This is a genomic window from Stenotrophomonas sp. TWI273 (assembly GCF_039674765.1).
Taxonomy (GTDB): domain Bacteria; phylum Pseudomonadota; class Gammaproteobacteria; order Xanthomonadales; family Xanthomonadaceae; genus Stenotrophomonas.
The window spans coordinates 43447-68241 of sequence record NZ_JBDJOA010000012.1; the positions used below are offsets into that span (position 1 = coordinate 43447).

The 24795-nt window shown below is 67.7% G+C and carries 19 protein-coding genes; 9 read left to right on the forward strand and 10 right to left on the reverse strand.

The window, feature by feature from the left end; genetic code table 11:
• Positions 1-28 precede the first annotated feature (28 nt).
• The 7 genes from ABE571_RS14545 to ABE571_RS14575 all read left to right on the forward strand — a co-directional run bounded on the left by ABE571_RS14545 (position 29) and on the right by ABE571_RS14575 (position 8794).
• Positions 29-2191: a S46 family peptidase gene (locus ABE571_RS14545; protein WP_313209599.1), complete on the forward strand. Its 2163-nt coding sequence runs from the start codon at positions 29-31 to the stop codon at positions 2189-2191.
• Positions 2192-2536: 345 nt separating this feature from the next.
• Positions 2537-3181, forward strand: a complete 645-nt coding sequence (locus tag ABE571_RS14550) for a histidine phosphatase family protein (RefSeq protein ID WP_313209597.1) — start codon at positions 2537-2539, stop codon at positions 3179-3181.
• A 51-nt stretch (positions 3182-3232) separates the two neighbouring features.
• Positions 3233-4510, forward strand: coding sequence for a bifunctional tetrahydrofolate synthase/dihydrofolate synthase (gene folC, locus ABE571_RS14555; protein ID WP_346493923.1), 1278 nt, complete (start codon positions 3233-3235; stop codon positions 4508-4510).
• A 98-nt stretch (positions 4511-4608) separates the two neighbouring features.
• Positions 4609-5637: an SPOR domain-containing protein gene (locus ABE571_RS14560; protein WP_346493925.1), complete on the forward strand. Its 1029-nt coding sequence runs from the start codon at positions 4609-4611 to the stop codon at positions 5635-5637.
• A 58-nt stretch (positions 5638-5695) separates the two neighbouring features.
• Positions 5696-6427, forward strand: a complete 732-nt coding sequence (locus ABE571_RS14565; protein ID WP_346493927.1) for a CvpA family protein — start codon at positions 5696-5698, stop codon at positions 6425-6427.
• A gap of 30 nt (positions 6428-6457) precedes the next feature.
• Positions 6458-7924, forward strand: coding sequence for an amidophosphoribosyltransferase (gene purF / locus ABE571_RS14570; RefSeq protein WP_019185825.1), 1467 nt, complete (start codon positions 6458-6460; stop codon positions 7922-7924).
• A gap of 9 nt (positions 7925-7933) precedes the next feature.
• Positions 7934-8794 (forward strand): ferritin-like domain-containing protein, encoded by an 861-nt coding sequence (locus tag ABE571_RS14575; protein WP_313217344.1) that lies wholly within the window; start codon positions 7934-7936, stop codon positions 8792-8794.
• Here ABE571_RS14575 and ABE571_RS14580 read toward each other — a convergent pair.
• The 10 genes from ABE571_RS14580 to ABE571_RS14625 form a co-directional block, all read right to left on the reverse strand.
• Complete coding sequence (locus tag ABE571_RS14580; RefSeq protein WP_346493929.1) at positions 8767-10254, reverse strand: DUF2235 domain-containing protein; 1488 nt, start codon at positions 10252-10254, stop codon at positions 8767-8769. The genes ABE571_RS14575 and ABE571_RS14580 overlap by 28 nt on opposite strands.
• Before the next feature lie 87 nt (positions 10255-10341).
• Complete coding sequence (gene lpxH / locus ABE571_RS14585) at positions 10342-11085, reverse strand: UDP-2,3-diacylglucosamine diphosphatase (RefSeq protein WP_313217347.1); 744 nt, start codon at positions 11083-11085, stop codon at positions 10342-10344.
• 88 nt (positions 11086-11173) lie between these two features.
• On the reverse strand, positions 11174-11707 hold the full coding sequence (locus tag ABE571_RS14590) for a phosphatase PAP2 family protein (RefSeq protein ID WP_313209580.1): 534 nt from the start codon (positions 11705-11707) through the stop codon (positions 11174-11176).
• On the reverse strand, positions 11688-12827 hold the full coding sequence (locus ABE571_RS14595) for a glycosyltransferase family 1 protein (protein ID WP_313209577.1): 1140 nt from the start codon (positions 12825-12827) through the stop codon (positions 11688-11690). Before ABE571_RS14595 ends, ABE571_RS14590 begins: the two co-directional genes overlap by 20 nt.
• A 147-nt stretch (positions 12828-12974) precedes the next feature.
• Complete coding sequence (locus ABE571_RS14600; protein WP_346463638.1) at positions 12975-15884, reverse strand: TonB-dependent receptor; 2910 nt, start codon at positions 15882-15884, stop codon at positions 12975-12977.
• A gap of 229 nt (positions 15885-16113) precedes the next feature.
• On the reverse strand, positions 16114-17640 hold the full coding sequence (gene ppx / locus ABE571_RS14605; protein WP_313209572.1) for an exopolyphosphatase: 1527 nt from the start codon (positions 17638-17640) through the stop codon (positions 16114-16116).
• 122 nt (positions 17641-17762) lie between these two features.
• Entirely contained in the window at positions 17763-19844 is a 2082-nt protein-coding gene (ppk1, locus tag ABE571_RS14610) for a polyphosphate kinase 1 (RefSeq protein ID WP_313209570.1), read from the reverse strand.
• Positions 19841-21181, reverse strand: coding sequence for a phosphate regulon sensor histidine kinase PhoR (gene phoR / locus ABE571_RS14615; RefSeq protein ID WP_313209568.1), 1341 nt, complete (start codon positions 21179-21181; stop codon positions 19841-19843). The genes ppk1 and phoR overlap by 4 nt, the downstream gene beginning before the upstream one ends.
• 98 nt (positions 21182-21279) lie before the next feature.
• Positions 21280-21969, reverse strand: coding sequence for a phosphate regulon transcriptional regulator PhoB (phoB, locus tag ABE571_RS14620; protein WP_121042967.1), 690 nt, complete (start codon positions 21967-21969; stop codon positions 21280-21282).
• Positions 21970-22091: 122 nt separating this feature from the next.
• Entirely contained in the window at positions 22092-23732 is a 1641-nt protein-coding gene (locus ABE571_RS14625) for a M48 family metalloprotease (RefSeq protein ID WP_313209564.1), read from the reverse strand.
• Positions 23733-23873: 141 nt separating this feature from the next.
• Here ABE571_RS14625 and grxC point away from each other — a divergent pair, with 141 nt between their 5' ends.
• Together grxC and ABE571_RS14635 are read left to right on the forward strand one after the other, a co-directional pair.
• Complete coding sequence (grxC, locus tag ABE571_RS14630; protein WP_019185813.1) at positions 23874-24173, forward strand: glutaredoxin 3; 300 nt, start codon at positions 23874-23876, stop codon at positions 24171-24173.
• Positions 24170-24562, forward strand: a complete 393-nt coding sequence (locus ABE571_RS14635; protein ID WP_256776270.1) for a carboxymuconolactone decarboxylase family protein — start codon at positions 24170-24172, stop codon at positions 24560-24562. The genes grxC and ABE571_RS14635 overlap by 4 nt, the downstream gene beginning before the upstream one ends.
• Positions 24563-24795: the final 233 nt, after the last annotated feature.

Below are 24795 nucleotides of genomic sequence, written 5' to 3' on the forward strand. Positions count from 1 at the left end.
CGGCGGTTCTTTCACCAGGGGCTGCTCTATGCGCTCGAACCTGCTCGCTTTCTCCGTCGTCGCCAGCCTTGGGCTGGTCCAGGTCGCCCATGCCGCAGAAGGCATGTGGGTGCCGCAGCAGCTGCCGGAAATCGCCGGCCCGCTCAAGCAGGCCGGCCTGAAGCTGTCCCCGGAGCAGATCTCCAACCTGACCGGCGACCCGATGGGCGCGGTGGTGGCGCTGGGTGGCTGCACCGCCAGCTTCGTCTCTCCGCAGGGCCTGGTGGTCACCAACCACCACTGTGCCTACGGTGCGATCCAGCTGAATTCGACGGCCGAAAAGAACCTGATCAAGGACGGCTTCAACGCGCCGACCCTGAAGGATGAGCTGAGCGCCGGCCCCAACGCCCGCGTGTTCGTGCTGGACCAGATCACCGACGTGACCGACCAGGCCAAGGCCGCGATCGCCGCCGCCGGCAAGAACCCGCTGGCCCGTACCCGCGCGCTGGATGCCTTCGACAAGGCCCAGACCGCTGCGTGTGAAGCCGATGCCGGCTTCCGCTGCCGCCTGTACAGCTTCTCCGGCGGCAACACCTACCGTCTGTTCCGCAACATGGAAATCAAGGACGTGCGCCTGGTTTACGCGCCTCCGGGCAGCGTCGGCAAGTTCGGTGGCGACATCGACAACTGGATGTGGCCGCGCCACACCGGCGATTTCTCGTTCTACCGCGCCTACGTGGGCAAGGACGGCAAGCCGGCCGCCTTCTCGGCCGACAACGTGCCCTACCAGCCCAAGCACTTCCTGAAGTTCGCTGACCAGCCGCTGGGTGCCGACGACTTCGTGATGGTGGCCGGCTACCCGGGCCGCACCAACCGCTACGCGCTGGCCGGCGAGTTCAATGAAACCGCCAGCTGGACCTACCCGACCATCGCGCGCCACTACAACGCGGTGCTGAAGATGATCGACGAGGCTGGCAAGGCCGACCCGGACGTCAAGGTGAAGTACGCGGCCACCGCGGCCAGCATGAACAACGTGGCCAAGAACTACGCCGGTCAGCTGGAAGGCTTCAAGCGCATCGACGCGGCCGGCCAGAAGCAGGCCGAAGAAGCCGCCGTGCTGGCCTGGTTGAAGAAGCGTGGCGCCGCCGGCAAGCCGGCCCTGGCGGCACATGCGCAGCTGATCCAGCACCTGGACACCAGCAAGGCCACGCGTGAGCGCGACCTGTTCGTCAGCCAGTTCAACAGCACCTCGGCCGTGGGCTCGGCGATCACCCTGTACCGCCTCTCGATCGAGCGCAGCAAGGCCGATGCCGAGCGTGAAGTCGGCTATCAGGAACGCGATCTTCCCTCCATCGAAGGCGGCCTGAAGCAGATGGACCGCCGTTACGTGCCGCGCATGGACCAGCAGCTGCAGACCTACTGGCTGAGCCAGTACGTGGCCCTGCCGGCCGCGCAGCGCACCAACGAGGTGCTCAACCAGTGGCTGGCCGGCAGCGATGCGGCCGCCGTGCAGGCTCTGGTTGGCAAGCTCTCGGGCACCAAGCTGGGCAGCCTGGATGAGCGCCTGACGTGGTTCAAGGCCGACCGTGCGGCGTTCGAGGCCAGCACCGATCCGGCCATCCAGTACGCGGTGGCGGTGATGCCGGCGCTGCTCAAGCAGGAAGAGCAGAAGAAGACCCGCGAAGGCGAGTCGCTGGTGTCGCGCCCGCTGTATCTGCAGGCCGTGGCCGACTACAAGAAGAGCAAGGGCGAGTTCGTCTATCCGGACGCCAACCTGTCGCTGCGCATCACCTTCGGCAACGTCATGGGCTACGGCAAGGATGGCGTGAACTACACCCCGTTCACCACCCTGGAAGGCGTGGCGGCCAAGGAAACCGGCGAAGATCCGTTTGATTCGCCGAAGGCGCTGCTCGATGCGGTCAAGGCCAAGCGTTACGGCGGCCTGGAAGACAAGCGCATCGGCTCGGTGCCGGTGAACTTCCTGTCCAACCTGGACATCACCGGCGGCAACTCCGGTTCGCCGGTGCTGGACGCCAACGGCAAGCTGGTCGGCCTGGCCTTCGATGGCAACTGGGAGTCGGTGAGTTCGAACTGGGTGTTCGATCCGGTGATGACCCGCATGATCGCGGTCGACAGCCGTTACATGCAGTGGATCATGCAGGAAGTGGCGCCGGCGCCGCAGCTGCTGAAAGAACTGAACCTCAGCAAGTAAGCCGCCCCGTCGGTTTCCAGAACCCCGCAGCGACATCTGCGGGGTTTTTTTATGGTCCGCTATACCTCCAACGCGAGGCGTCTTGTTTTTCCCTGAAGGAGCGCGCCGGGCAGGGCTGGGTTCACGGCGCGTCCTGCCAGAGGCTACCCGGCCTCAGCCTGCGCGGGGCCGTCAGGCGCCATGCTTTACGAGCCATCCGCCACCAAGCCGCCGAGCAAGCAGATCACGTGCACCAAACAGCCGCACAGCTTCACAGCCGCGACCGGGTATCATCCCTGTTCCGCGTGCTTTCACAGGATGTGAACGAAGCGCCGGAACCTCCTCCCCCAAGGACCCCTTGTCCGCATGCGCATCCTGCTTGCCCGTCACGGCGAAACGCCGTGGAATGCCGAAGGCCGCTACCAAGGCCAGATCGATATCCCGTTGTCGCCGATCGGCGAAGCCCAGGCCAAGGCACTGGGGGAACGTCTGAAGTCCGTCGACATCACCCGCGCCGTCGCCTCGCCGCTCTCGCGTGCCCAGCTCACCGCCCAGCTCGCCCTGGGTGCAGACCGTGCCCCGATGCTGCAGACCGAGCCGGACCTCCAGGAAATCGCCCACGGCGAATGGGAAGGCCTGCTGGCCAGCGAAATCCACGACAAGGATCCCTCCCGCCTGCGCGCCTGGCGCGAAGAGCCCGATACCGTCCTGATGCCCGGCGGCGAATCGCTGCGCCTGGTGCTCGAACGCAGCTGGCGTGGCCTGGCCCGTGCCGCTGAAGGCCTGGGCGAGCACGACACCCTGCTGGTGGTCGCCCATGACGCCGTCAACCGCGTGATCCTGTGCCGCATCCTCGGCCTGCCGATCTCGCGCCTGTGGACCTTCCGCCAGGCACCGACCACGCTGAACCTGCTCGAAGGCCCCGACCTCGATCAGCTTGAAGTCGTGCGCCTCAACGACTGCGCGCACCACACGCCGTTCTTCGGCGAAGCCAAGCACCGCGCGCTGTAACGCACTGCGTCCCATCCTGCCGTCCGCCCCAACGATTCCGATCCAACGACCATGACCACCACCGCCCGCCCGCAGACCCTCTCCGATTGGCTCAGCTACATCGAGCAGCAGCACCCCGCCACCATCGACATGGGGCTGGACCGGGTGCGTACCGTGGCGCAGGCGATGGGGCTGGGCGCGCCGGCCGAGCGCAGCATCGTGGTCGGTGGCACCAACGGCAAAGGCTCCACCGTGGCCTTCATCGAGGCCATCGCGCGCGCTGCCGGCTGGAAGGTCGGTGCGTACACCTCGCCGCACCTGCTGCGCTACAACGAGCGCGTGCGCATCGATGGCCAGGACGCTACCGATGACGCCCTGATGGCGGCCTTCAACGCGATCGAAGACGCGCGTGGCGACACCACGCTGACCTACTTCGAATACGGCACGTTGGCCGCCCTGCAGCTGTTTGCGCAGGCGGGCCTGGATCTGGCCGTGCTTGAGGTCGGCCTTGGCGGCCGTCTGGATGCGGTCAACATCGTCGATGGCGACGTGGCGGTGATCACCACCGTCGACATCGACCACAGCGACTGGCTGGGCGAGGACCGCGAAGCGATCGGGACCGAGAAGGCCGGCATCATCCGTGGGTGGAAGCCGGTCATCCTCGGCGAAATCGATCCGCCCTCGAGTGTGCTCGCGCGTGCCTATCTGGTGGGTGCCAACGCCATCCGGGGTGGCAGCGATTTCTTCGCCGATGCCATCGATGGCGAGCGCTGGCGCTGGCGCGATGTCGGCTTCCGTATCGAACTGCCGCACCCGACGCTGCGCGGGCCCATCCAGCGCGCCAATGCCGCGACGGCGATCGCCGCGCTGCGTGCGCTGGATCGCCCGCTGCCGCGCACCGCCTTCATCGAAGGCGTTGCCGCCGCGCGTATCCGTGGCCGCCTGCAGGCCTTTGATCGTGACGGCGTGGAGGTGCTGGTCGATGTCGGTCACAACCCGCAGGCCGCGCGCGAACTGGCCACCGCGCTGAAGGCCAGTCGCGTCACCGGCGACACCATCGCGGTGTTTGCCGCCCTGCAGGACAAGGATGCCGCCGGGGTGGTCGAGGCCTTGGCCGATCAGGTCCAGCAGTGGCACCTGGCCGGGCTGGAGGGGGCACGTGCGCAGAGCGCCGAGGAACTGCGGGCACGCCTGGCCGGTACGGCTGCGGCCGGCGCGACACCGCACGCCACCGTCGTGGACGCCCTGCAGCATGCCGTGGCGCAGGCCAAGGCCGGCGATCGCGTGCTGGTGTTCGGCTCCTTCCACACCGCCGCGCAGGCGCTGCAGACCCTCGAACCCGGCGCCTGAGGGGGCTTTGCAGCGCCGTTCAGCCGCATCAGCCGCCGCACACGCGCGCACCCGTATAATCGCCGTGGCATTCCGCCGCGCCGCCTGCCTGCCTTCACGTGGATACTCCTCTGAAACAGCGACTGATTGGTGCCATCGTCCTGGTGGCGTTGGCCGTGATTTTCCTGCCCATGCTGGTCAAGGGTCCCGCACCTGACAGTGGTGTCGCCAACGTGCCGATCAGTGCACCGGCCGCGCCGTCGGATGGCCAGTTCGAAACCCGCGAGCTGCCGCTGGTCGCCCCCACCGGTGGCGCCACCGGCCTGCGGAGCGGGGCATCCACGACCCAGCCGCTGGCCGACAGCGCTGCGCTCGCCGCCGATCCGGCGCCGGCAGACACCTCGCCGGCCGTCGCCGCCGGCAACTACGCCGTCAGCTTCGGTGCCTATGCCACCGAAGCCGATGCCGACCGCGTCATCGCTTCGTTGAAGAGCGCCCAGCTCGCCGGCTTCCGCGAGCCGGCCACGATCAACGGTCGTCAGGCCTGGCGCGTGCGCGTCGGTCCCTACGCCGATCGCGCGCTGGCCGAAGCCGGCCGCCTGCAGGCGGTGAAGGTGCGCAATGACGTCAAGGCCGAGGTCATCACCCTGGATGCCCGCGCCGATACCGCGGTTGCCGCCACGCCGGCCGGCCCTGCACCGGCCCCGTCGGCGGCTCCGGCCGCCTCCAGTGCTGCCGCCGCGCCGGCGGGCAATACCGTGAAAACCGAATCCCTGCCGGCCGAGCCGGTCGCGGCCGCCAAGCCCGAACCGAAGCCGGCCGCGCCCAAGCCCGAGCCCAAGCCGGCCCCGGCGCCCAATCCCGAGACTGCCGTCGCGGCACCGGCTGCTCCGGCGGCCCCGGCCGCCAGCAGCGTCGGTTTCGCCGTGCAGCTCGGTGCCTTCGGCCAGGCGGCCGAGGCCAACGCGCTGCGCGACAAAGTCCGCGCCGCCGGCTTCAGCGCCTTCGTGGAGCAGGTCCGTACCGACAAGGGCACCCTCAACCGGGTCCGCGTCGGGCCGGTCGCCAACCGCGCCGATGCCGAGAACCTCAAGGCCCAGGTGGCCGCCAAGGTCGGCGTGGCCGGCATGGTCCGCCCGCACCCCTGATGCCTGAGCTGCGCCGCCCCGCACCCGCTGGACGGCGCCTACCGCGCGGCCTGCCGGCATGATCGACATCGTCCTGCTGGTCCTGATCGGGGCCTCCGTCCTGCTTGGCCTGATGCGCGGCTTCGTCGGCATCGTGGTCAGCACGCTGTCCTGGCTGCTGGCCGGCTGGGCCGCGTTCCTGTTCGGCAATGACGCAGCCCATTGGTGGGCGGCGCCGCTGGAACCGGGCACCGGCCATTACGTTGCCGGCTACCTGGGGGTGTTCCTGATCGTCATGATCGCCGTCGGCCTGATCGGCATGCTGATCAAGGCGGCCGTGAAAGTGACCTGCCTGACCGGTGCCGACCGCCTGCTGGGCGGTGCATTGGGCCTGGTCCGCGGCGCCTTCCTGGGCTGCGTGCTGCTGATGCTGGCCGCCTTCACGCCGCTGCCGCAGGAGCCGGCCTGGCAGACCTCGCAGGTGCGGCCGCTGCTGCAACCCGGGGTGCGCTGGATGCAGGCGCAGCTGCCCGAGATGGCGTTGCCGGAGGTGAATCTGCCGCAACTGCCGACGATGGATTTGGGCAAGCCGCTCGCGACAGGCGATAATGGCGTCCTTGGCGACGTAGTGGCAGGGCGCGGATGGCCGCGTCCCGTTGACGAGGGGAGGGAGACGGCACCTGCCGACGCTGCGGCGCGCGGGCCGACTTCCACACTGCCAGTCAATATCGAGCCGGCGCACCCGCGTCCGGACGACACCGCTCCGGCACGGAACGGTACCTCCGGCCAGGCACGGCCACCTTCACTGTAGATGGGCGCAGCCCAGCGGAGAATTCGCACCATGTGTGGCATCGTCGGAATCGTCGGCAACCAGAACGTCGCCGGGCAGTTGTATGACGGCCTGACCGTCCTCCAGCATCGTGGCCAGGACGCGGCCGGCATCGCCACCGCCGACGGCACCCGCCTGCGCGTGCAGAAGGCCAATGGCCTGGTGCGCGATGTGTTCGATGCCAAGCGGATGTCCACGCTGGAAGGCCGCGTCGGCATCGCGCACGTGCGCTATCCCACCGCCGGTTCGGAAGGCATGGACGAGGCGCAGCCGTTCTACGTGAACTCGCCGTACGGCATCGCGCTGGCCCACAACGGCAACCTGATCAATACCGAAGCCCTGCGCCAGCAGGTGTTCGAGCAGGACCGCCGCAACGTCAACACCGACTCGGACAGCGAAGTGCTGTTGAACGTGTTCGCGTTCGAACTGGACGCACAGCGCCAGCTGACCCCGGAAGCGGCGATCCGCGCCGTGGCCGCCGTGCATCGCCGCGTCAAGGGTGGCTATGCGGTGATCAGCGTGGTGCTGGGCCTGGGCCTGGTGGCCTTCCGTGATCCGCACGGCATCCGCCCGCTGGTGCTCGGCAAGCGTGCCCACGCCGAAGGCGACGAATACATCGTGGCCTCCGAATCGGCCGCACTGGATGTGCTCGGCTTCCAGCGCGTGCGCGATGTGCGCCCGGGCGAAGCGCTGGTCATCACCGCGCGTGGCGAGCTGTTCTCCGAAGTCTGCGCCGAACCGGTCGAGCACAGCCCGTGCATCTTCGAATATGTGTACTTCGCCCGCCCGGATTCGATGATCGACAACGTCTCGGTGCACAAGGCGCGCATGCGCATGGGCATCAAGCTGGGCGAGAAGATCCTGCGCCTGCGCCCGGATCACGACATCGACACCATCATCCCGATCCCGGATACCTCGCGCGATGCCGCGCTGGAGATCTCCAACACGCTCGGGGTGAAGTACCGCGAAGGCTTCATCAAGAACCGCTACATCGGCCGCACCTTCATCATGCCGGGCCAGGGTGAGCGGGTGAAGTCGGTGCGCCGCAAGCTCAACCCGATCCACCTGGAGTTCCGCAACCGCGTGGTGCTGCTGGTCGATGATTCGATCGTGCGCGGCACCACCAGCCAGCAGATCGTGCAGATGGCGCGCGACGCCGGTGCCCGCAAGGTCTACCTGGCCAGCGCCGCGCCGCCGGTGCGTTACCCCAACATCTACGGCATCGACATGCCGGCCGCCGAAGAACTGGTCGCGCACAACCGCAGCATCGAAGAAATCGAGAAGCACCTGGGCTGCGACTGGCTGATCTACCAGGACATCGAGGACATGGAAGCGGCGGTGAGCGAAGGCAACCCGGAGCTGAAGTCGTTCGATTCCTCGTGCTTCAACGGCGTCTACCCGACCGGGATCGAGCCGGGCTATTTCGAGCGCATCCAGCAGCTGCGTTCGGACGATGCCAAGCACAAGCGTCGCGCCTGAGGGCAGGGCATGAGTGACGTGTTGGACAGCGCGGCCGGCGATCTGCTGCAGGCCGCGCAGCAGTGCCTGGCCGAGCCGGATCCGTTGCGCAAGGTCGCGTTGACCCAGCACTACGCCGTGCAGTTCCGTGCCGGTCGCCTGAAGGCACCGGCCGATGCGCCGGCGCCGGAGCCGATCCGGATGCCGGGCCGCCCGGCCCGGCCCACACTCGTCCACCCGCGCGATCTGCCGCGTCGTGGCCTGGGCAGCGTGGAAGGGCGCGCGGCGTTCGTGCACGCCATCGCGCATATCGAACTCAATGCGATCGACCTGGCCTGGGATGCGGTCTACCGTTTCCGCGGCCTGCCGGGCTCCTTCCATGCCGACTGGGTCAGCGTGGCCGATGACGAATCGCGCCACTTCATGCTGCTGCACGATCGGCTGCAGGCCAACGGCTATGCCTACGGCGATTTCGACGCGCACAACGGCCTGTGGGAAATGTGCGAGAAGACCGCGCATGACGGGCTCGCGCGCATGGCGCTGGTGCCGCGTGTGCTGGAAGCGCGCGGGCTGGATGTCACCCCGGGCATGATCGTGAAGCTGCGCGCCGGAGGCGACCATGCCACCGCCGATGTGCTGGAGATCATCCTGCGCGAAGAGGTGGCGCATGTGGCCGCTGGTTCGCGATGGTACCGCTGGTACTGCACGCGCGAGAACGTCGAGCCACGCCCGCGGTTCATGGCATTGCTGCGCGAGTACGCCGGCGGCTTCCTGTATGGCCCGTTCAACCTGGAAGCCAGGCTGCTCGCCGGCTTCGACGAAGAAGAACTGGCCGAGCTGATCGAACAGACCGAACTGCGCGGTCAGGTGTTGGCCAGCACCACGCGCTGACCGTTTTCGGTCGGCCGGTTGACGTAGAACAGCCCTGGCCCCGGCCGATACGGCAGTTCCCGCGTGCCTTCATCGGCGGCATAGAGCAGCGCAGTGTCGCCCAGGGCATCGAAGTTCCAGTGCGCGGACTGCATCAGGTAATGCTGGCGAAGCGTGCGTTCCTGCGCGGCATCCAGCGGATGGCCGGCCAGCAACCGGGCCGCGATGGGCTGCAGTGCCGCGGGCAGTGCGAGTGCGGGCAACGCGTCCGGTGAGGTTGTCCAGGCGACACCTGCTGCGGCCGCACGCTGGTGCAGCAGCCGCAGCGCGATGAACTGGTAACGCGCATCGATCTCGCGGCGCAGCACCACCGCCGCGTACGCCCGCAGGGTGAATTGCGGCAGGACGCTGCGGCTGCCGGCGACCCGCTGCTGCTGCCAGTGGTGCCAGACATCCACCCAGATCGCGTCATCCCCCAGCCCCAGTGCGCGCTGCCAGCGCCGACACGTCGCCTGTGCGGCGCGGTAGACCGTGCTCGCGCGCAGCAGCGCCAGCGGCGGTACATCGCCTGCGGCCAGTCCGGTGCCACGCAGCAGCTGTCCCTCCGGCCGGCTCAGCAGCTTGGGTCCTTCGATGCGCTGGTCGTAGCCGCCGCCGATGTTGGCGTGCACGCCTGGCAACGCGATCTCTTCATGTTCGGGCGCCACGCTGGTCAGCGCGAAATGCTCGCGGTGCTCATCGCGCGCGACCAGCTGCACTACCTTGTCCGCGCAGCCGGCGGGCAGGGCGACCACCGGCATCTCATCGCCATGCTGGCGGCCGATCGCCACCACGGTATCGAGCAGGCCGACGAAGCGCACCGGCCGCACCGCGTCTGGAAATCCCGGCGCCAATGACCAGCCCGAGCGCACCAGTTGCTCGCGCAGCCACGCGGCGGCACCGGGTGCGTTGAGCACGTTCATCGCGTCGCGCGCGCTGGCCGCGCCACGCGAATAGCCGAACAGATCCATCCGCACGCTGCCGAGTACGCGGCCAGGGTGCGCACGGGCGAGCTGGCGCAGCGCGTCGGGCAGCAGCTGCTCCAGCGCCCGGCGTCGCTTCGCGCGGACACCGGTGCGACCGATGCCGAACGCCAGCCCCAACAGGTCGTCGTCTTCACCGGTGCGCGTGCCCACGCCCTCGATATAGAGCGACAGCGCGAGCGTGTTGCCTGCGGGCGGCATCTGCCGATGGTCCGGATACAGCGCATGCAGCCGCGCGATATTGGTCAGGCCGTTGCTGTAGCTGCTGGTCAAGCGGCTCTGGTACGGGGAGGCATCATCGGCGACCACGGCCGGTGGGCGCGGTGTGGGCGTCGTGGCGCCTGCCGGGCGTGAGGCGCGCTGCAGATTGTCAGCGTTGTTGCGGGTGCCGTCGAAGAACAGACCGATGTGCAGGGACACCGTCGGCGCCGTCGTCGGTTGGGTAGCTGCCACCACCATATCGTCCCTGCTCCCCGAGGATGCCCGGCTAAGGTAGCGCGGAAGCCCCGCGCCGGAACAGCACGGCAGGCCAGGCCGCTACCGGCGTCAGGTCGCCAGCGAATCCAGTGTCCAGCCGTCCGGTGTGACGCGCAACACCGAGCCCTGTTCGTACCAGTCGCCCAGCACGATGCGGGTGCAGTCGCGGCCACCGGCCTGCAGCGCGTGGATGGCCGGGCGGTGGGTGTGGCCGTGGATCATCGTGTCCACGCCGTAGCGGCCGAAGGTGGCATCCACTTCCGCCGGCGCGACATCGGTGACGGTCTCGAACTGGGCACGGTCACCCTGCTTCATTTCCGACTGGCGTGCCTGGCTGGCATCGCGCGCCTTCTGTGCGAAGGCGATGCGCGCGGCCAGCGGCTGCGACAGGAACTGCGCCTGGAACACCGGGTCGCGGGTCTGCGTGCGGAACTGCTGGTAGGCGATATCGTCGGTGCACAGCAGGTCGCCGTGCTGCAGCAGCACCGGGCGGCCATACAGATCAATCACGCTCGGGTCGGGCAGGATCGTGAATCCCGCGCGGCGCGCGTAGTCCTCGCCGACCAGGAAATCGCGGTTGCCGCGGATGAAGTACACCGGCACGCCGGCATCGGCCACGGCATGCAGCGCGACGGCCACCGCATCGGCGGCCGGGGAGGGCGTGTCATCGCCGATCCAGGCTTCGAACAGATCGCCCAGGATGTACAGGGCCTCGGCCTGCATCGCTTCATCGCGCAGGAAGGCCAGGAACAGGTCGGTGATGGCTGGACGACTCGGGTCCAGGTGCAGATCGGAGATGAACAGCGTGGTCATGGACCCATTGTAAAACGGGATCACGGGGCGAGGCAGCGCGACAGGTGAACTGCCCTTGTCGAGTCGAAAGGGGGCGCGGCGATCCTGGCTACAACGGCAGCCATTGCAGGCTGGCGGCGGCCAGCAGTGCGGCGATGCCGGTCGCGGCCAGCACATCGCTGGGGTAGTGCAGGCCCAGCACCACCCGCGACAGGCCGATCAGCACGGTGAACGGCACCAGCAACGGGGCCAGCCACGGGTAGTAGGCCAGTGCCACGATCGTGAAGGACACCGCGTGCAGGGTGTGCCCGGACGGGAAACTGAACTCGTCCAGCGGCGCCACCCAGGCGCGGATGCGCAGGTCGGCGGCAAATGGCCGCGGGCGGCGCGTCCAGCGCTTGAGGCCCTTGTACAGCAGCAGTGCCATCAAGCCGGTGGCGGCCATGTGCAACGAAGCACGCAGGCCATCCAGGCCGTCCAGCAGCACCAGCGCGCCCATCAGCGCGTACCAGAACGCGCCATCGCCCAGGCGGCTGATCACCGCGAAGGCATGGCGGATCCGGCGGTGCCGACAGTAGTGGTTGGCGCGGCGGCACCAGCGGGTTTCGCGCCCGCGCAGGGCATCAAGCGGCGTGGTCGGCATGCGGCCTCCGGGCCTGGGCCAGTTCAGCCAGCAGCGCATCGAACTCGGCGACCACGTGCTGCGGATGCAGCCGCTTCATCGCGGTGGCGGCAGTGCGGCCGAGCCGGTGGCGCAGGGCGTCGTCGCCGGCCAGCTGCACGGCGGCGGTCACAAACTCGCTGTCGTCATTCACGGCGATGCCGCTCTCATCGGTGCGCAGGTATTCCCGGGCGGCGCCGTAATCGAAGGCGACCGTGGCCAGACCGCTGGCCATGGCTTCAAGGGTGACGTTGCCGAAGGTCTCGCTGCGGCTGGGGAACAGGAACAGATCGCCGCTGGCGAAGTGCCGCGCCAGCGCATCCCCGCGCTGCACGCCGCAGAAGATGAAGTCCGGATTGTCGTGGGCCAGCTTGGCGCGTGACGGGCCATCGCCGACGAACACGAACCGCGCCTTCGGCCGCACCTGCTGCAGGCGGCGGAACGCTTTGACCGCCAGCCCGAGGTTCTTTTCCGGGGCGATGCGGCCGACGTAGATCGCGGCGAAGCCGTTGCCATCGATGCCCCACTCCTCGCGCAGCGCCGGGTCACGGCGCTCGGGCTCGAACTGACTGCTGTCCACGGCGCGCGCCAGCAGGCGCACGCGATCAAAGCCCTGCTCGCCGAGGAACTGCTGCAGCTCCTGGGTCGGCACCAGGGTGGCATCGGCCTGGTTGTGGAAGCGGCGCATCCAGCGCAGCGCGGCGGCCTGCAGCCAGGCCACGCCGTAGTCGGGCAGGTACTCATCGAAGCGGGTATGGAAGCCGGTGGCGACCGGAATCCCGAGGCGCCGCGCGGTGCGCAGTGCCGACCAGCCCAGCGGGCCTTCGGTGGCGATGTAGATCGCGTCCGGACGCTGCTGCTGCCACTGGCGGCTCAAGCGGGAGGGTGCGGGCAGGCCGAAGCGCAGGCCGGGGTAGCGCGGCAGGTTGGCGCCGGTGACCAGCACCGTGCCGTCCACCGCCTCGATATCGGAGGGTTGCCGGGGCCGGACCAGATCGACCTGATGGCCAGCGGCACGCAGCCCCAGTTCCAGGCCCTGTACGGTCAGGGCAACGCCGTTGACTTCAGGGGGGTAGGTTTCGGTGACGATGGCATAGCGCATGGCGGGCCTCCGGTATGCCACGCATGCTGGGGCCGGGCGATGTAGCCGACATGACCGCCGTATGACGTTGGGATGACGCGCGCACCGGCAGTAAAAAGCCACGGCCCCGAAGGGCCGTGGCGATCAAGCGTTGTTACCCGGCGGCGATCAGAAGCGCTGCTGATATTTCATGTACATGAAACGCCCGATATCGTAGCCGCCGTAGTAGGAGAAGTTGGAGTTCGGCTGGCTGTACATGATGGGGCCGTACTTCTCGAACACGTTGTTGGCACCGACCGAGACGGTCGCATCCCACGGCAGGGTGTAACGGAACTGCAGGTCGTGGAAGGTGACCGAGCCACGCTGGTTGTAGTCACGCGAGCCGGCGTACCACGGCGCCTGCACGCCCGGGTCGGAACACTCGTCCGGACGGGTCGTCGCGTTGATGCAGCGTTCCTTGACCCCGGCGTAATAGCGCGCGGTCCAGCTCACCCCGAAGTTTCCCACGTCCCAGCCCAGGGTCAGGTTGGAGCGCACGCGGAAGCCGCTGCCGATGCCGTTGCTTGGGGTAGGCACGACGTCGGTGTCGTTGGTCGTACGCGACAGATACGAGCTGACATAGGTGGTCGTCCAGCCCGTGGTCAGCTTGCCGTAAGCGGTATCCAGATGGTGGCTGAGCTCGAGGTCGTAGCCTTCCGTCTCCAGGAAGCCCGAGTTGCGCTTGCCGTATTTCAACGTGTCGACGATGCCGGTCACCGGATCGCGCGTGAAGCCACTGCAGCGCGACGCGATGCCCTGCTCATAGCAGTCGCGCAGCAGGTCGTTGGGATGATCGTTGACGATGGTGTTGTCGATGCGGATCTTCCACCAGTCCAGCGCCACGTTGAGGTTGGGCACGAAGCCAGGGCTCCAGACCAGACCCAGGGTACGGCTCGTTGAGGTTTCCGGCTGCAGATCCGGGTTGGAGCCGTTGGTGAACGGCACCGGGGTCTGGGCGCTGCTGCTGGTGATCGGCACGCCGCCCTGGCGCAGCTGGCGGTAGCTGTCCGCATTGGCGATGTCGGCGGCGCACCGTGCGCGGACCTCGGCACTGCTGGCCGAGGCACCGTAAACGGTGTCGCAGGGATCACGGTAGCCGGTGGTGAAGGTTTCCGAGCCGCCGCCGTACAGATCGGAGATGGTGGGGGCACGGAAGCCCTGCGCCCACGTGCCACGCACCAGCAGCTGCTCGATCGGTTTCCACTTGAAGCCGAACTTGCTGTTGAGGGTGGTGCCCAGGGTGTTGTAGTCCGAGTGGCGGGTGGCCGCGCTCAGGCTCAGCTCACGCGCGCCGGGCAGGTCGGCCAGGATCGGCACGCTGAGCTCGAGGTAGGCCTCATTGACCTTGTAGCCGCCCCCGGTCGGACCGGCGGCCAGATTGGTGGTGGCACCGCTCTGGGCCAGCGGATCGGGGATGAACTCACCGGCCTCCTTGCGGGTTTCCACGCCGAAGGCGAAGCCCAGATCACCGGCCGGCAGCGTCATCACCGTGCCGGCGATGCTGGCGAACGCATTGCGGGTGGTGGTCTTGCCACGGGAGATTTCCGGCGGGAACAGGTAGTCGATCAGCGCCTGGTTGCCGGTCAGGCCATTGGGGTCGTTGCTGCCGTAGGGCACCAGCGGATTCCACGGCATGCAGCCGGCAATCGGCGCGCCAGGAACGCCGCATTCCACCTTGCCGGTAGCCTCGTTGTAGTACGACGGGCCGACCGCGTTCTTGACGCGTTCCTTGTTGAGGTTGCCGGTGGAGGTCTGCAGCAGTTCGCTGCGGTTGTATTGATAGCCCACTTCCCAATCGAAGTAGCGCTCGCCCACCTCGAAGCTGCCTTCCAGCGTGGCCACGGCGCGCCAGGTGGTCAGCTCGCTGGTGCTGACCCGCGGGACCTCCCAGGCGCGACGGTTCCAGGCGATGTCGGTGGGGTTCCCATGGCCGTGGTGGTTGCCGAACGGGTTGAACCAGCTGTCGGCCGACATCGGCCCGATGCCGGCGGTGGCGGACTGCAGCGGATAGCCGGCCACCTGGCGGGTGGACGTGCGCTTGTTGTAGCCCAGCTGCGTGGTCAGGCGGATGTCATCGGTCAGGTCCACGCGCCCATCGAGGAACAGCGAATCGCGCTTGAGGGGCGAGATCAGGTGCATCTGCTCCGGTGCGTTGCTGACATCGCCGGTGAACGGGGTCAGGTCGCTGAGATGGTAGTTGGCCGGGTTGGTCGGGTCGGTACCGCGATCCAGCGAGTAGTTGCAGCCTGCCGCGGCGGTACAGCCCGGGCCCTTCAGGCCGTTGATCTGACCCCACTGACTGACCTGGGTCCAGTCGTCGCCGGGGTGGCGCGTGGTGTTCGGGAATTGGCTGAACCAGCGATCGCGTGCCCACACCCCCTTCTCTTCGGTGTGCTCGGCCGAGAAGGTCAGCGAGGCGCGGTCGTTGGACCAGCCGGCCACCACGTCGACGCTGTTACGCGCGCCATCGCCCTGGCTGTACTGGCCTTGGTAGACGTTGGCAGTGACGCCATTGACGTTGCTGCGGGTGATGATGTTGATCACGCCGGCCATGGCGTCCGAACCATAGATCGCCGAGGCACCGTCCTTCAGCACCTCCATGCGTTCGATCGCCGAGACCGGCACGCTGGAGATGTCCTGGTAGCCGCCGGTGTTGATGCCCAGGCGCTTGCCGTTGATCAGCACCAGGGTGCGCTGCGCGCCGAGGTTGCGCATGTCGATGTAGGTGCCACCGGCGTTCTCGCCAGCGGCCAGTACGTTGGAGCGGCTGATGGACGGGCTGCCCACCGCGGTCAGGTTCTGCAGGATGTCGGCGACCGAGCTGAAGCCCTGGCGCTCGATGTCGGCGCGGCTGATCGCGAGCACCGGCTGGGCGGATTCGACATCGACCTGGCGGATGCGCGATCCGGTGATCTCGATGCGGTCCAGGGTGGTCGGGGTGGCGTCCTGGGCGAGGACGGCGGTGGAAGCCAGGCCAGCGGTGCCGGCCACCAGGGCAAGGCGGATCGCCTGCCCCAACGGGGTGGTGGATGAAGACATGATCGACTCTCTCTCTTATCGGAACGACGTCCAAGAGGTCGGCGGACCAAGTACCGCCTTCCTCAAAAATCCAGCCGTGTGAAGGCCGGTGTCCCGAGAGTAGATCGATTGGTTAAGGTTCCATGAGGGAGATGTGAGGGTGTTCTCACAAATAATTCACGGGTTCGGCGTTCTGCGAAGTCAGCCTGAAAATTGCTGCAGATGCACGCTACGAAGCAGGCAAAAAGCGTCAGGCAACGAAGGGGCGGAACTGCACCCCCAGCCCGGCCATGCCCTCGGTTTCGCCGATCAGGTCCGCGCGCAGCAGCGGACGCGCATCGATGTACGCCTGCGGCAGGATCAGCGACAAGCGCGCGTCATCGGCGGTCAGTTCCAGTGCGGGCATCGGTGTGTCTTCGTGCGCGCGGTTGAGCAGGACCGCCAGGCGCAGCAGCGCGGTCATGCGCCGTGCCGGCTGCAGGAGACGTTCGGGCAGTGCATCGAAGGCGGACTTGGAAATGTTGCGGCGATGGCTGCGCACCAGCGCGGCCAGCAGCTGCTGTTCCTGCCGCGAGAAACCGGCGATGTCCGAGTTCTCCAGCACGTAGCTGCCATGCACGTGGTAACCGCTGTGCGCGATCATCAGGCCGAGCTCGTGCAGCCGCGCGGACCAGCCGAGCATGCGGGCATCGTCCGGATCCAGCTGCCAGCTTTCTTCGACCTGGGCGAGCAGGTTCATGGCCGTGCTTTCCACGCGATCAGCCTGGACGGTATCGATGCCGTAACGCTGGGTCAGTGCCGCGACCGATTCGTCGCGCAGGTCGTTCTCGCTGGCGCGGCCGAGGATGTCGTAGAGAATGCCCTCGCGCATCGCGGCCTTGCTGACCAGCAGCTTCTGCAGCCCGAGTGCCTGGAAGGCGGCTTCGAGTACCAGGATGCCACCGGCGATGATCGGGCGACGATCCGCGGAGAGGCCCGGCAGATCGATGTCTTCGATGCGCTTGGCCTTGAGCAGCTCATCGCGCAGCTGCGGCAATGCCTCGGCGGTGATCGCGCCCTTGCTCAGTTTCATGGTGGCGCAGATTTCGCTGATCGCCTTGTGCGTGCCGGAGGACCCCAGTGCTTCGTGCCAGCCCAGTGCGCGGTACTTGTTGGCGAACTGCTGGAACTCCGCGCCGATTTCGGTCAAGGCGTCCTTCCAGCGCTTCTTGCTCAGCTTGCCGCCCGGGAAGAAGCGGCGCGTGCTGGCGATGCAGCCGGCCTGCAGGCTTTCGCGCTCCAGGGTCTGCATGCCCTGGCCGATGATGAATTCCGTGGAGCCACCGCCGATATCGATCACCAGCCGGCGCTGGTCCGCCTTGGGCGGCTGCGCATGGGCCACGCCGAGGTAGATCAGACGCGCCTCTTCGCGGCCGCTGACCACTTCGATCGCATGCCCGAGCGCGGTTTCGGCCGGCATCAGGAAGGCCTGCGGCGAGCGCAGCTGGCGCACCGTGTTGGTGGCCAGCGCGCGGACGCGTACCGAGGGGATCGCACGGATGCGCTGGCCGAACCGGGCCAGGCATTCCAACGCGCGCTGACGGGCCTCGGCGGACAGGCCGCCTTTGCCATCCAGGCCATCGGCCATGCGCACGGTCTCGCGCAGGCGGTCGACCACCCGCAACTGCCCGAGGGTGTATCGCGCGATGACCATGTGGAAACTGTTGGATCCCAGGTCGATGGCGGCGAGCAGGTCGCCATCCTGCAAAGCGGGCGGAGTCGTGGAGGTATGCGGCATTTGCGAATGTTAGCCGAACGGTGGGTCGCGAAGTCACCGCGCGCCCTTCACATGGGCTCGCTGCGACGACCGGTCGCATCGAAGGGGCAGGCAATTACCGCGTACCGACCAACGGTCGGTACCTACAGACCCTGCAGCAGGGCCATCTGCGCCGCGTGCGGCGGCTCGTCGTGGCCGGGCGTGCACTTGATGTAGCTGCCGTCGGCCTGCAGTTCCCAGGCGTTGAGGTTGTCGTCCAGGTAGTTCTGCAGCACGTCGCGGTAGACCTTGCGTGCCAGTTCCGGGTCCAGGATGGGGAAACAGGTCTCGACCCGGCGCAGCAGGTTGCGCTCCAGCCAGTCCGCGCTGGCGCAGAACAGCTCCGAGGCCCCATCGTTGCCGAACCAGTAGACCCGGCTGTGTTCCAGGAAGCGGCCGACGATCGAGCGCACCCGGATGGTGTCCGAGACACCGGGGACGCCGGGGCGCAGCGTGCAGGCGCCGCGCACGATCAGGTCGATCTGCACGCCCGCCTGCGAGGCCGCGTACAGGGCCCGGATCATCTGGGGTTCGTTGAGGGCGTTCATCTTGGCGATGATCCGCCCCGGACGGCCACTGGCGGCCAGGCGTGTTTCGCGCTCGATGCGCTGCAGCAGACCCGGGTGCAGGGTGAAGGGCGACTGCAGCAGGCGCTTGAGCTTCATCCGCGGGGCCAGCCCGGACAGCTGCTGGAACAGCAGGTGCACATCGTTGCCGATGTCCGGATCGGCGGTGATCAGGCTCAGGTCGGTGTAGGCCCGCGCGGTACCGCTGTGATAGTTGCCGGTGCCCAGGTGCACGTAGCGGCGCAGCTTGCGGCCTTCGCGGCGCACGATCAGCAGCATCTTGGCGTGGGTCTTGAAACCGACCACCCCGTAGACGACCTGCACGCCGGCTTCCTGCAGGCGGTCGGCCAGGCCGAGGTTGGCTTCTTCATCGAAGCGCGCGCGCAGCTCGACCACGACGGTCACGTCCTTGCCGTTGCGTGCGGCCTGGATCAGCGCATCGACGATCAGCGAATCCTTGCCGGTGCGGTACAGGGTCTGCTTGATCGCCAGCACGTTCGGGTCGACGGCCGCCTGCTTGATCACGTCCAGCACGGCAGTGAACGCATCGAAGGGGTGGTGCAGGAGCACATCCCGGCGCGCGACGATCTCGAAGATGCCATCGCTGTCGCGCAGCACGCGCGGGCTCAGCGAGGGGTACTTCAGGTCCGGCCGCTGGATCACGTCGTACAGCTGGACCACGCGGTTGAGGTTGACCGGGCCGTCGATGCGGTAGACCGCGTTTTCGGTCAGCCCGAAGTTCTGCAGCAGGGTGCGCACGATGTCGCGGGGGCAGTCCTGCGCGATCTCCAGCCGCACGGCCGGGCGGTAGCCCCGGTCAACCAGCTCATCGCGCAGCGCCAGCGCCAGGTTCTCGACCTCTTCCTCGTCCACCACCAGCTCGGAATTGCGGGTCACGCGGAACTGATACGCGCCCTGGACTTCCATGCCCGGGAACATCTCATCGACGAACGTGGACAACACCGAGGACAGGAACACGAAGGTCTGCGGGCCGCCGAGTTTTTCCGGCAGCTGGATGATGCGCGGCAGTGAACGCGGTGCACGCACGATCGCCAGATGCCCAGCGCGACCGAACGCGTCGGTGCCCTTGAGCACGACCACGATGTTCAACGACTTGTTGAGGATCTTCGGGAACGGGTGCGACGGATCCAGGCCGAGCGGGGACAGCACCGGCATGATCTCGTTGCGGAAATACGCCCGCAGCCAGCGCTTCTGGCGATGGTTCCAGGAGTGCCGGCCGAGCACGTCGATGCCGGCTTCATGCAGTGCCGGGCGCAGGGTCTCGTTCCAGCAGCGGTACTGCTGGTCCACCAGCTGCGCGGCGCGGTCATGGATGGCGTTGAGGATCGCCTGCGGCGTCATGCCGTCCGGCGCTGGCGGCAGGCCGAACTCCTGGGCATGGCGCACCGCGGCCGCGCGGATCTCGAAGAACTCGTCCAGGTTGGTGCAGGAGATGCACATGAAGCGCAGGCGCTCCAGCAGCGGTACCTGCGGGTCCATGGCCTGGGCCAGCACGCGGAAGTTGAAATCCAGCTGCGACAGCTCACGGTTGATGTACAGCGCCGGATCGCGCAGCGGATCGCCGTCCACAGGCACGGCGACGGGAACAGGAGTGCTCATGCGGAAAAGTCTTCAGAAGAAGGAAGGGAGACGACCTCGTTGCGCGCACGCACCTGGTCGGCATCGAAATGGCACGAGAACGTGCTGCCTTTACCCACCTCGCTCTGGATCTCCAGGCGGGCGTGGTGCAGGCCGAGAATGTGTTTGACGATCGACAGCCCCAGGCCGGTGCCGCCGCTTTCGCGCGAGCGGCTGCTGGAGACACGGTAGAAGCGTTCGGTCAGGCGCGGCAGATGGTTGGCCGGGATGCCGTAACCGGTATCGCGTACCGACAGCACCACACCTTCGCCTTCGCGCGCGAACTCCACTTCCACGCGGCCACCGGCCGGGGTGTAGCGCACCGCGTTGGTGACCAGGTTGGAGAATGCGCTGTGCAGTTCCTTGTTGGAGCCCTGCAGATCCACACCGGCGGTATCGATGATGCTGATCTGGTGACGGCCCTGGCTGTGTGCTTCGGCCTCGCGACGCAGCGTGGCCAACATCGGCGTCATCGCCACGGCTTCGGCTTCGGTGTGTTCCTGCGATTCCAGCCGCGACAGGGTGAGCAGGTCTTCGACCAGCTGCGCCATGCGCTGGGATTGCTTGCGCATTTCCTCCAGCATCGGGCCGGTGCCGGGGAAGTCCTCCGGGTCCATCATGTCCAGGTAACCGTGCACTACCGTCAGCGGCGTGCGCAGTTCATGCGAGACGTTGGCGACGAAGTCGCGGCGGACCTGTTCCAGTCGCAGCAGCTTGCTGACGTCGCGTGCGATCAGCAGCCAGTAATCGGGCGAGTAGGGGATCAGGCGCAGGTTGAGGCGGATCGCCGGATCGACCGGGGAGGGCACATCCAGGATCGGTTCGGCATTGCGGCCCCCGGCCAGCCAGTGCGCCAGCGGCATCGGCTGCAGGCGTTCAACCAGCGCTTCGCCCAGGTCGCCCGGGTGGTGCAGACCGAGCAGCGAGGTCGCCGCTTCGTTGAACCACTGCACGCGCTGGCTGTTGCGGTCGACCACCACCACCGCATCCGGCAGCGCGGCCGCAGCAGCGCGATAGCTGCGCAGCATGTCCAGCAGGCGACGCTTGCGCGTGCGCATTTCCCACTGGTTGCGGTAGAGCAGGCGGTCCAGCTCGTTCCATACACCGGTGCCGTCACCCATGTCCCAGCGATGGCGCGCGGTGAGGCCGCGCAGCACCCGGCGCAGCCGCCAGTAATGCCACGCCAGTGCACCGATGGAGGCCAGTGCGATGCACATCCACACATGTCCGACTGCCAGGCCCAGCAAGCCGGCCGCGAGCAGCAGGGCGGCGAGGGTGGCCAGCGTTTTCAACCAGGCAGAACGGATGTGGCGGGGCATTGCGGTCTCGCAGAAAGTGCGGTCCTCGGACTCGATCCAAGGTTATAGCAGGAGTGGCCGGAACCGGGCATGCGCGCCCGGGACCGGCCCGACGAGACTCAGGTGGACGTCGAGAACCGGTAGCCGGCGCCGCGTACGGTCTGCACCATGTTCTCCGCGGCGAACGGCTCCAGCGTCTTGCGCAGGCGGCGGATGTGCACGTCGATGGTGCGCTCCTCCACATACACGCTGCCGCCCCACACGTGATCCAGCAACTGGGCGCGGGTGTACACGCGCTCAGGGTGGGTCATGAAGAAGTGCAGCAGGCGGTACTCGGTCGGACCGATCGGCACCGGCTGGTCGCCGGCGAAGACGCGGTGCGCGGCGCCATCGATGCGGATCGTACCGACCGCGACGCTGCCATCTTCGTCATCGTCGCGGGCGCGGCGCATGACCGCACGGATGCGGGCCAGCAGTTCGCGCGCCGAGAACGGCTTGACCACGTAGTCGTCCACTCCGGCTTCCAGGCCACCGACGCGGTCGTTCTCTTCCCCGCGCGCGGTCAGCATGATGATCGGCACTTCGCGGGTCAGGGCTTCTTTGCGCCAGCGCCGGGCCAGCTCCAGGCCGCTGGTGCCCGGGAGCATCCAGTCCAGCAGGATCAGGTCCGGGACGCGATCGGCGATGGCGGTCTGCGCCTCGCGCGCGTCGCCGGCATGGATCGGGTCGTAGTCGCCCTTGCGCAGGGCAAAGGCGACCATTTCGCGGATCGCGGGTTCGTCATCGACGATCAGGATGCGTTTCTGCACGTGCCCACCGTATTGCTCATCAGATCGGGATTGAGCTCAGTAGACTACGGTTTCATGACAGGTTTGTGACGAGGGGGCCGTTCCCGTCGTGGGCCGCCATCCCACCGTCATCCGGGCGCGCCTCAGCGGCGGTCCAGCTCCGGGTCGTCGATTCCCTGTCGGCGCATTTCCAGCACCGTGGGGGTGATGCTCTCGATCCGGGCATCGACCCGGGCACGGCCGACATAATCCAGGTTCGGCTGCCGCTTCAAGGCCTGCAGCTGGATCAGCGCCTGCTCCGGGCGGCCACTCAGGTACGCGGCTTCGGCATAGGCCTCGCTGGCCCGGGTGGTGTCGCCAGCCAGTTCGCTGGCGCGGGCGAAGCGTTGCTGGAAGACCGGATCATTGCCGCTTTGCGACAGCATCGGGCGCAGCATCGCCTGCGCGCGCTGGCCGGCCTCGCGCCCGCCTTGCTCATTGAGGATGGCCGCATAGGTTAACGCGACCGGGCGGCTGCCGGGGTGCTGGCGCATCAGGGTTTCGAACCGGGCGTTGGCCTGCACCGGCTGGCCGCTGCGGGACTCGGCCTCGCCCAGCGCCAGCGCCACCCAGACATTGTCCGGGTGGTCGCGCAGCAGCTCGCCCAGATCCCGGGTGGCCTGCGCGGCCGCACTGTTGCGCAGCCGGCCCAGGGCCAGCCCGTAGCGTTGCGGCTCGGTCAGCCCGTTCTTCTGCGCGCGCTGCAGGCTTTCGTATTCCCGGATGACATCGCCGGGGGTGTCGGCGCTGAGCACGCGCAGGCGCTCGCGTGCCCACTCGAACTGGCCGGTGCTGCCGCGGCTGAGCGCGTTGACCGAAATCTGCATCGAGGCCGGCAGCAGCGGATTGCTCCGCCGCACCAGCGGCTCGGAGAGGGCTGGATCGGACGGGTTCACCCGCTCCTGGCGGACCCCGCCGGGCACCTCGGTGGTGAGCAGCACCGTGTCCTTCTTCATCTGCTCGGCGCGGGCCTTGGCCTCGCTGATGCGGGTGGTGGTGACCGGGTGGGTCTGCAGGAAATCCGGGACGCTGTAACCGCCCTGGTTGCCCCGCATCGAGGCCGACATGCGCTCGAAGAAGCCGGCCATCGCATCCACGTCGTAGCCGCTGCGGGCGAGCGTGCGGATGCCCAGGCGGTCGGCCTCGGATTCGTTGGAGCGGGTGTAATTGATCTGGCGCTGCTGCATCAGGCCCATGCCCGAGGTGATCGCGGCCATGGTGGCATCACCGGAGGAGTTGCCGCCGGCCTGCTGCGCGGCCACGATCGCGGCAAGCATGCCGAGCAGGATCGGGATCTGGTCGCGCTGGGCACGTTCGACACCGCGCAGCACGTGCTGCTGGGTGACGTGGGCGATTTCGTGGGACAGCACCGCGGCCACTTCGTCCTCGCGCTCGGCGGTCAGCACCAGGCCCGCGTTGACCCCGATATAGCCGCCGAGGGTGGCAAAGGCGTTGATCTGCCGGTCCTTGAGCATGAAGAAGGTGTAGGACTGACGCGGCTGGGCACTGTTGGAGCCCAACCGGGCGCCCATGGTCTGCAGCCAGTCATCGACCAGCGGATCATCGAGCAGATAGCCGTAGTTGCGCAGTTCGCGCAGCATCATCCCGCCGTACTCGGCCTGCCGGGCCGGGGTCAGCAGCTCGCCGGCCGAGGACCCGATGTCCGGCAGCTTGCTTTCCTGGGCCCCGGCCAGCGGCACGGCCAAGGCCAGGGTCAACGCGGCAGAGAGCAGCAAGGGGCGCAAACGGAGCTCCTGGGGGAAGACGGACGACAGCGTGACAGGGCCAGTACAACCTGCAGTTAAATCACAGTGTTGCGGTGGTGACGTGGAAAATCCAGCGGACCGCTACCATATACAGACCAACGTTCCGCTGTGGAGTTTCCCGTGAGCCAAGATGCTGTTTCCACCCCCGGTGGCGCACCCGCCATCACCATCTACTCGACCGCGGTGTGCCCGTACTGCGTGGCCGCCAAGAACTTCCTGAAGAGCAAGGGCCGCGACTGGACCGAGGTCCGGATCGATCTGGACCCGGTCGAGCGCGAGAAGATGATGGCCAAGACCCGCCGCACCAGCGTGCCGCAGATCTTCGTGGGCGAGGTCCATGTGGGCGGCTACGACGACATGATGGCGCTGCACCGTGCCGGCAAGCTGGAGCCGCTGCTGGCCGGGCAGGACCCGGCATGAGCGCGGCCGACGACGGCAGCAAGGACCGCATCGCCGAATTCACCGAGTTCCGCCAGCGCATGAACCAGCGCATCCTGGGGGAACCCAACCAGGTCGTGCGCCGCTTCTTCGCGCTGGATACCCAGACCTACCAGGCCGGCGCGCTGGATGTGAAGACCAAGGAGCTGCTGGGCCTGGTCGCCTCGATGGTGCTGCGCTGCGATGACTGCATCAGCTACCACGTGGCCCAGTGCAAGGACGCCGGCGTGACCCGCGAGGAGTTCTTCGAGACCTTCTCGGTCGGCCTGGTGGTCGGCGGCTCGATCGTGATCCCGCACCTGCGCCGGGCGGTGGATTTCCTGGACCAGCTCGAAGGCGGCGCCGACGCGCCGGCCGTTCACGAGCATTGAGACCGGGGCCGACCCGGCCCCGCCGCGGTAGAGCCGACCGTTGGTCGGCTTCGTTGGCCCCCAGCGCTCTCGGTGCTGCAACGGTCTCCCGTTCATGTTCTGGACCACGTTTCCACCGACCAACGGTCGGTGGCTACCCATCGTTCAGCACCCCGTGATTGCCGGCCAGCGGCCGGCACGACCGATGGCGTGTCTGGAGCACAACCCCTTCTGTTGAAGGGGGCGCGCCAATG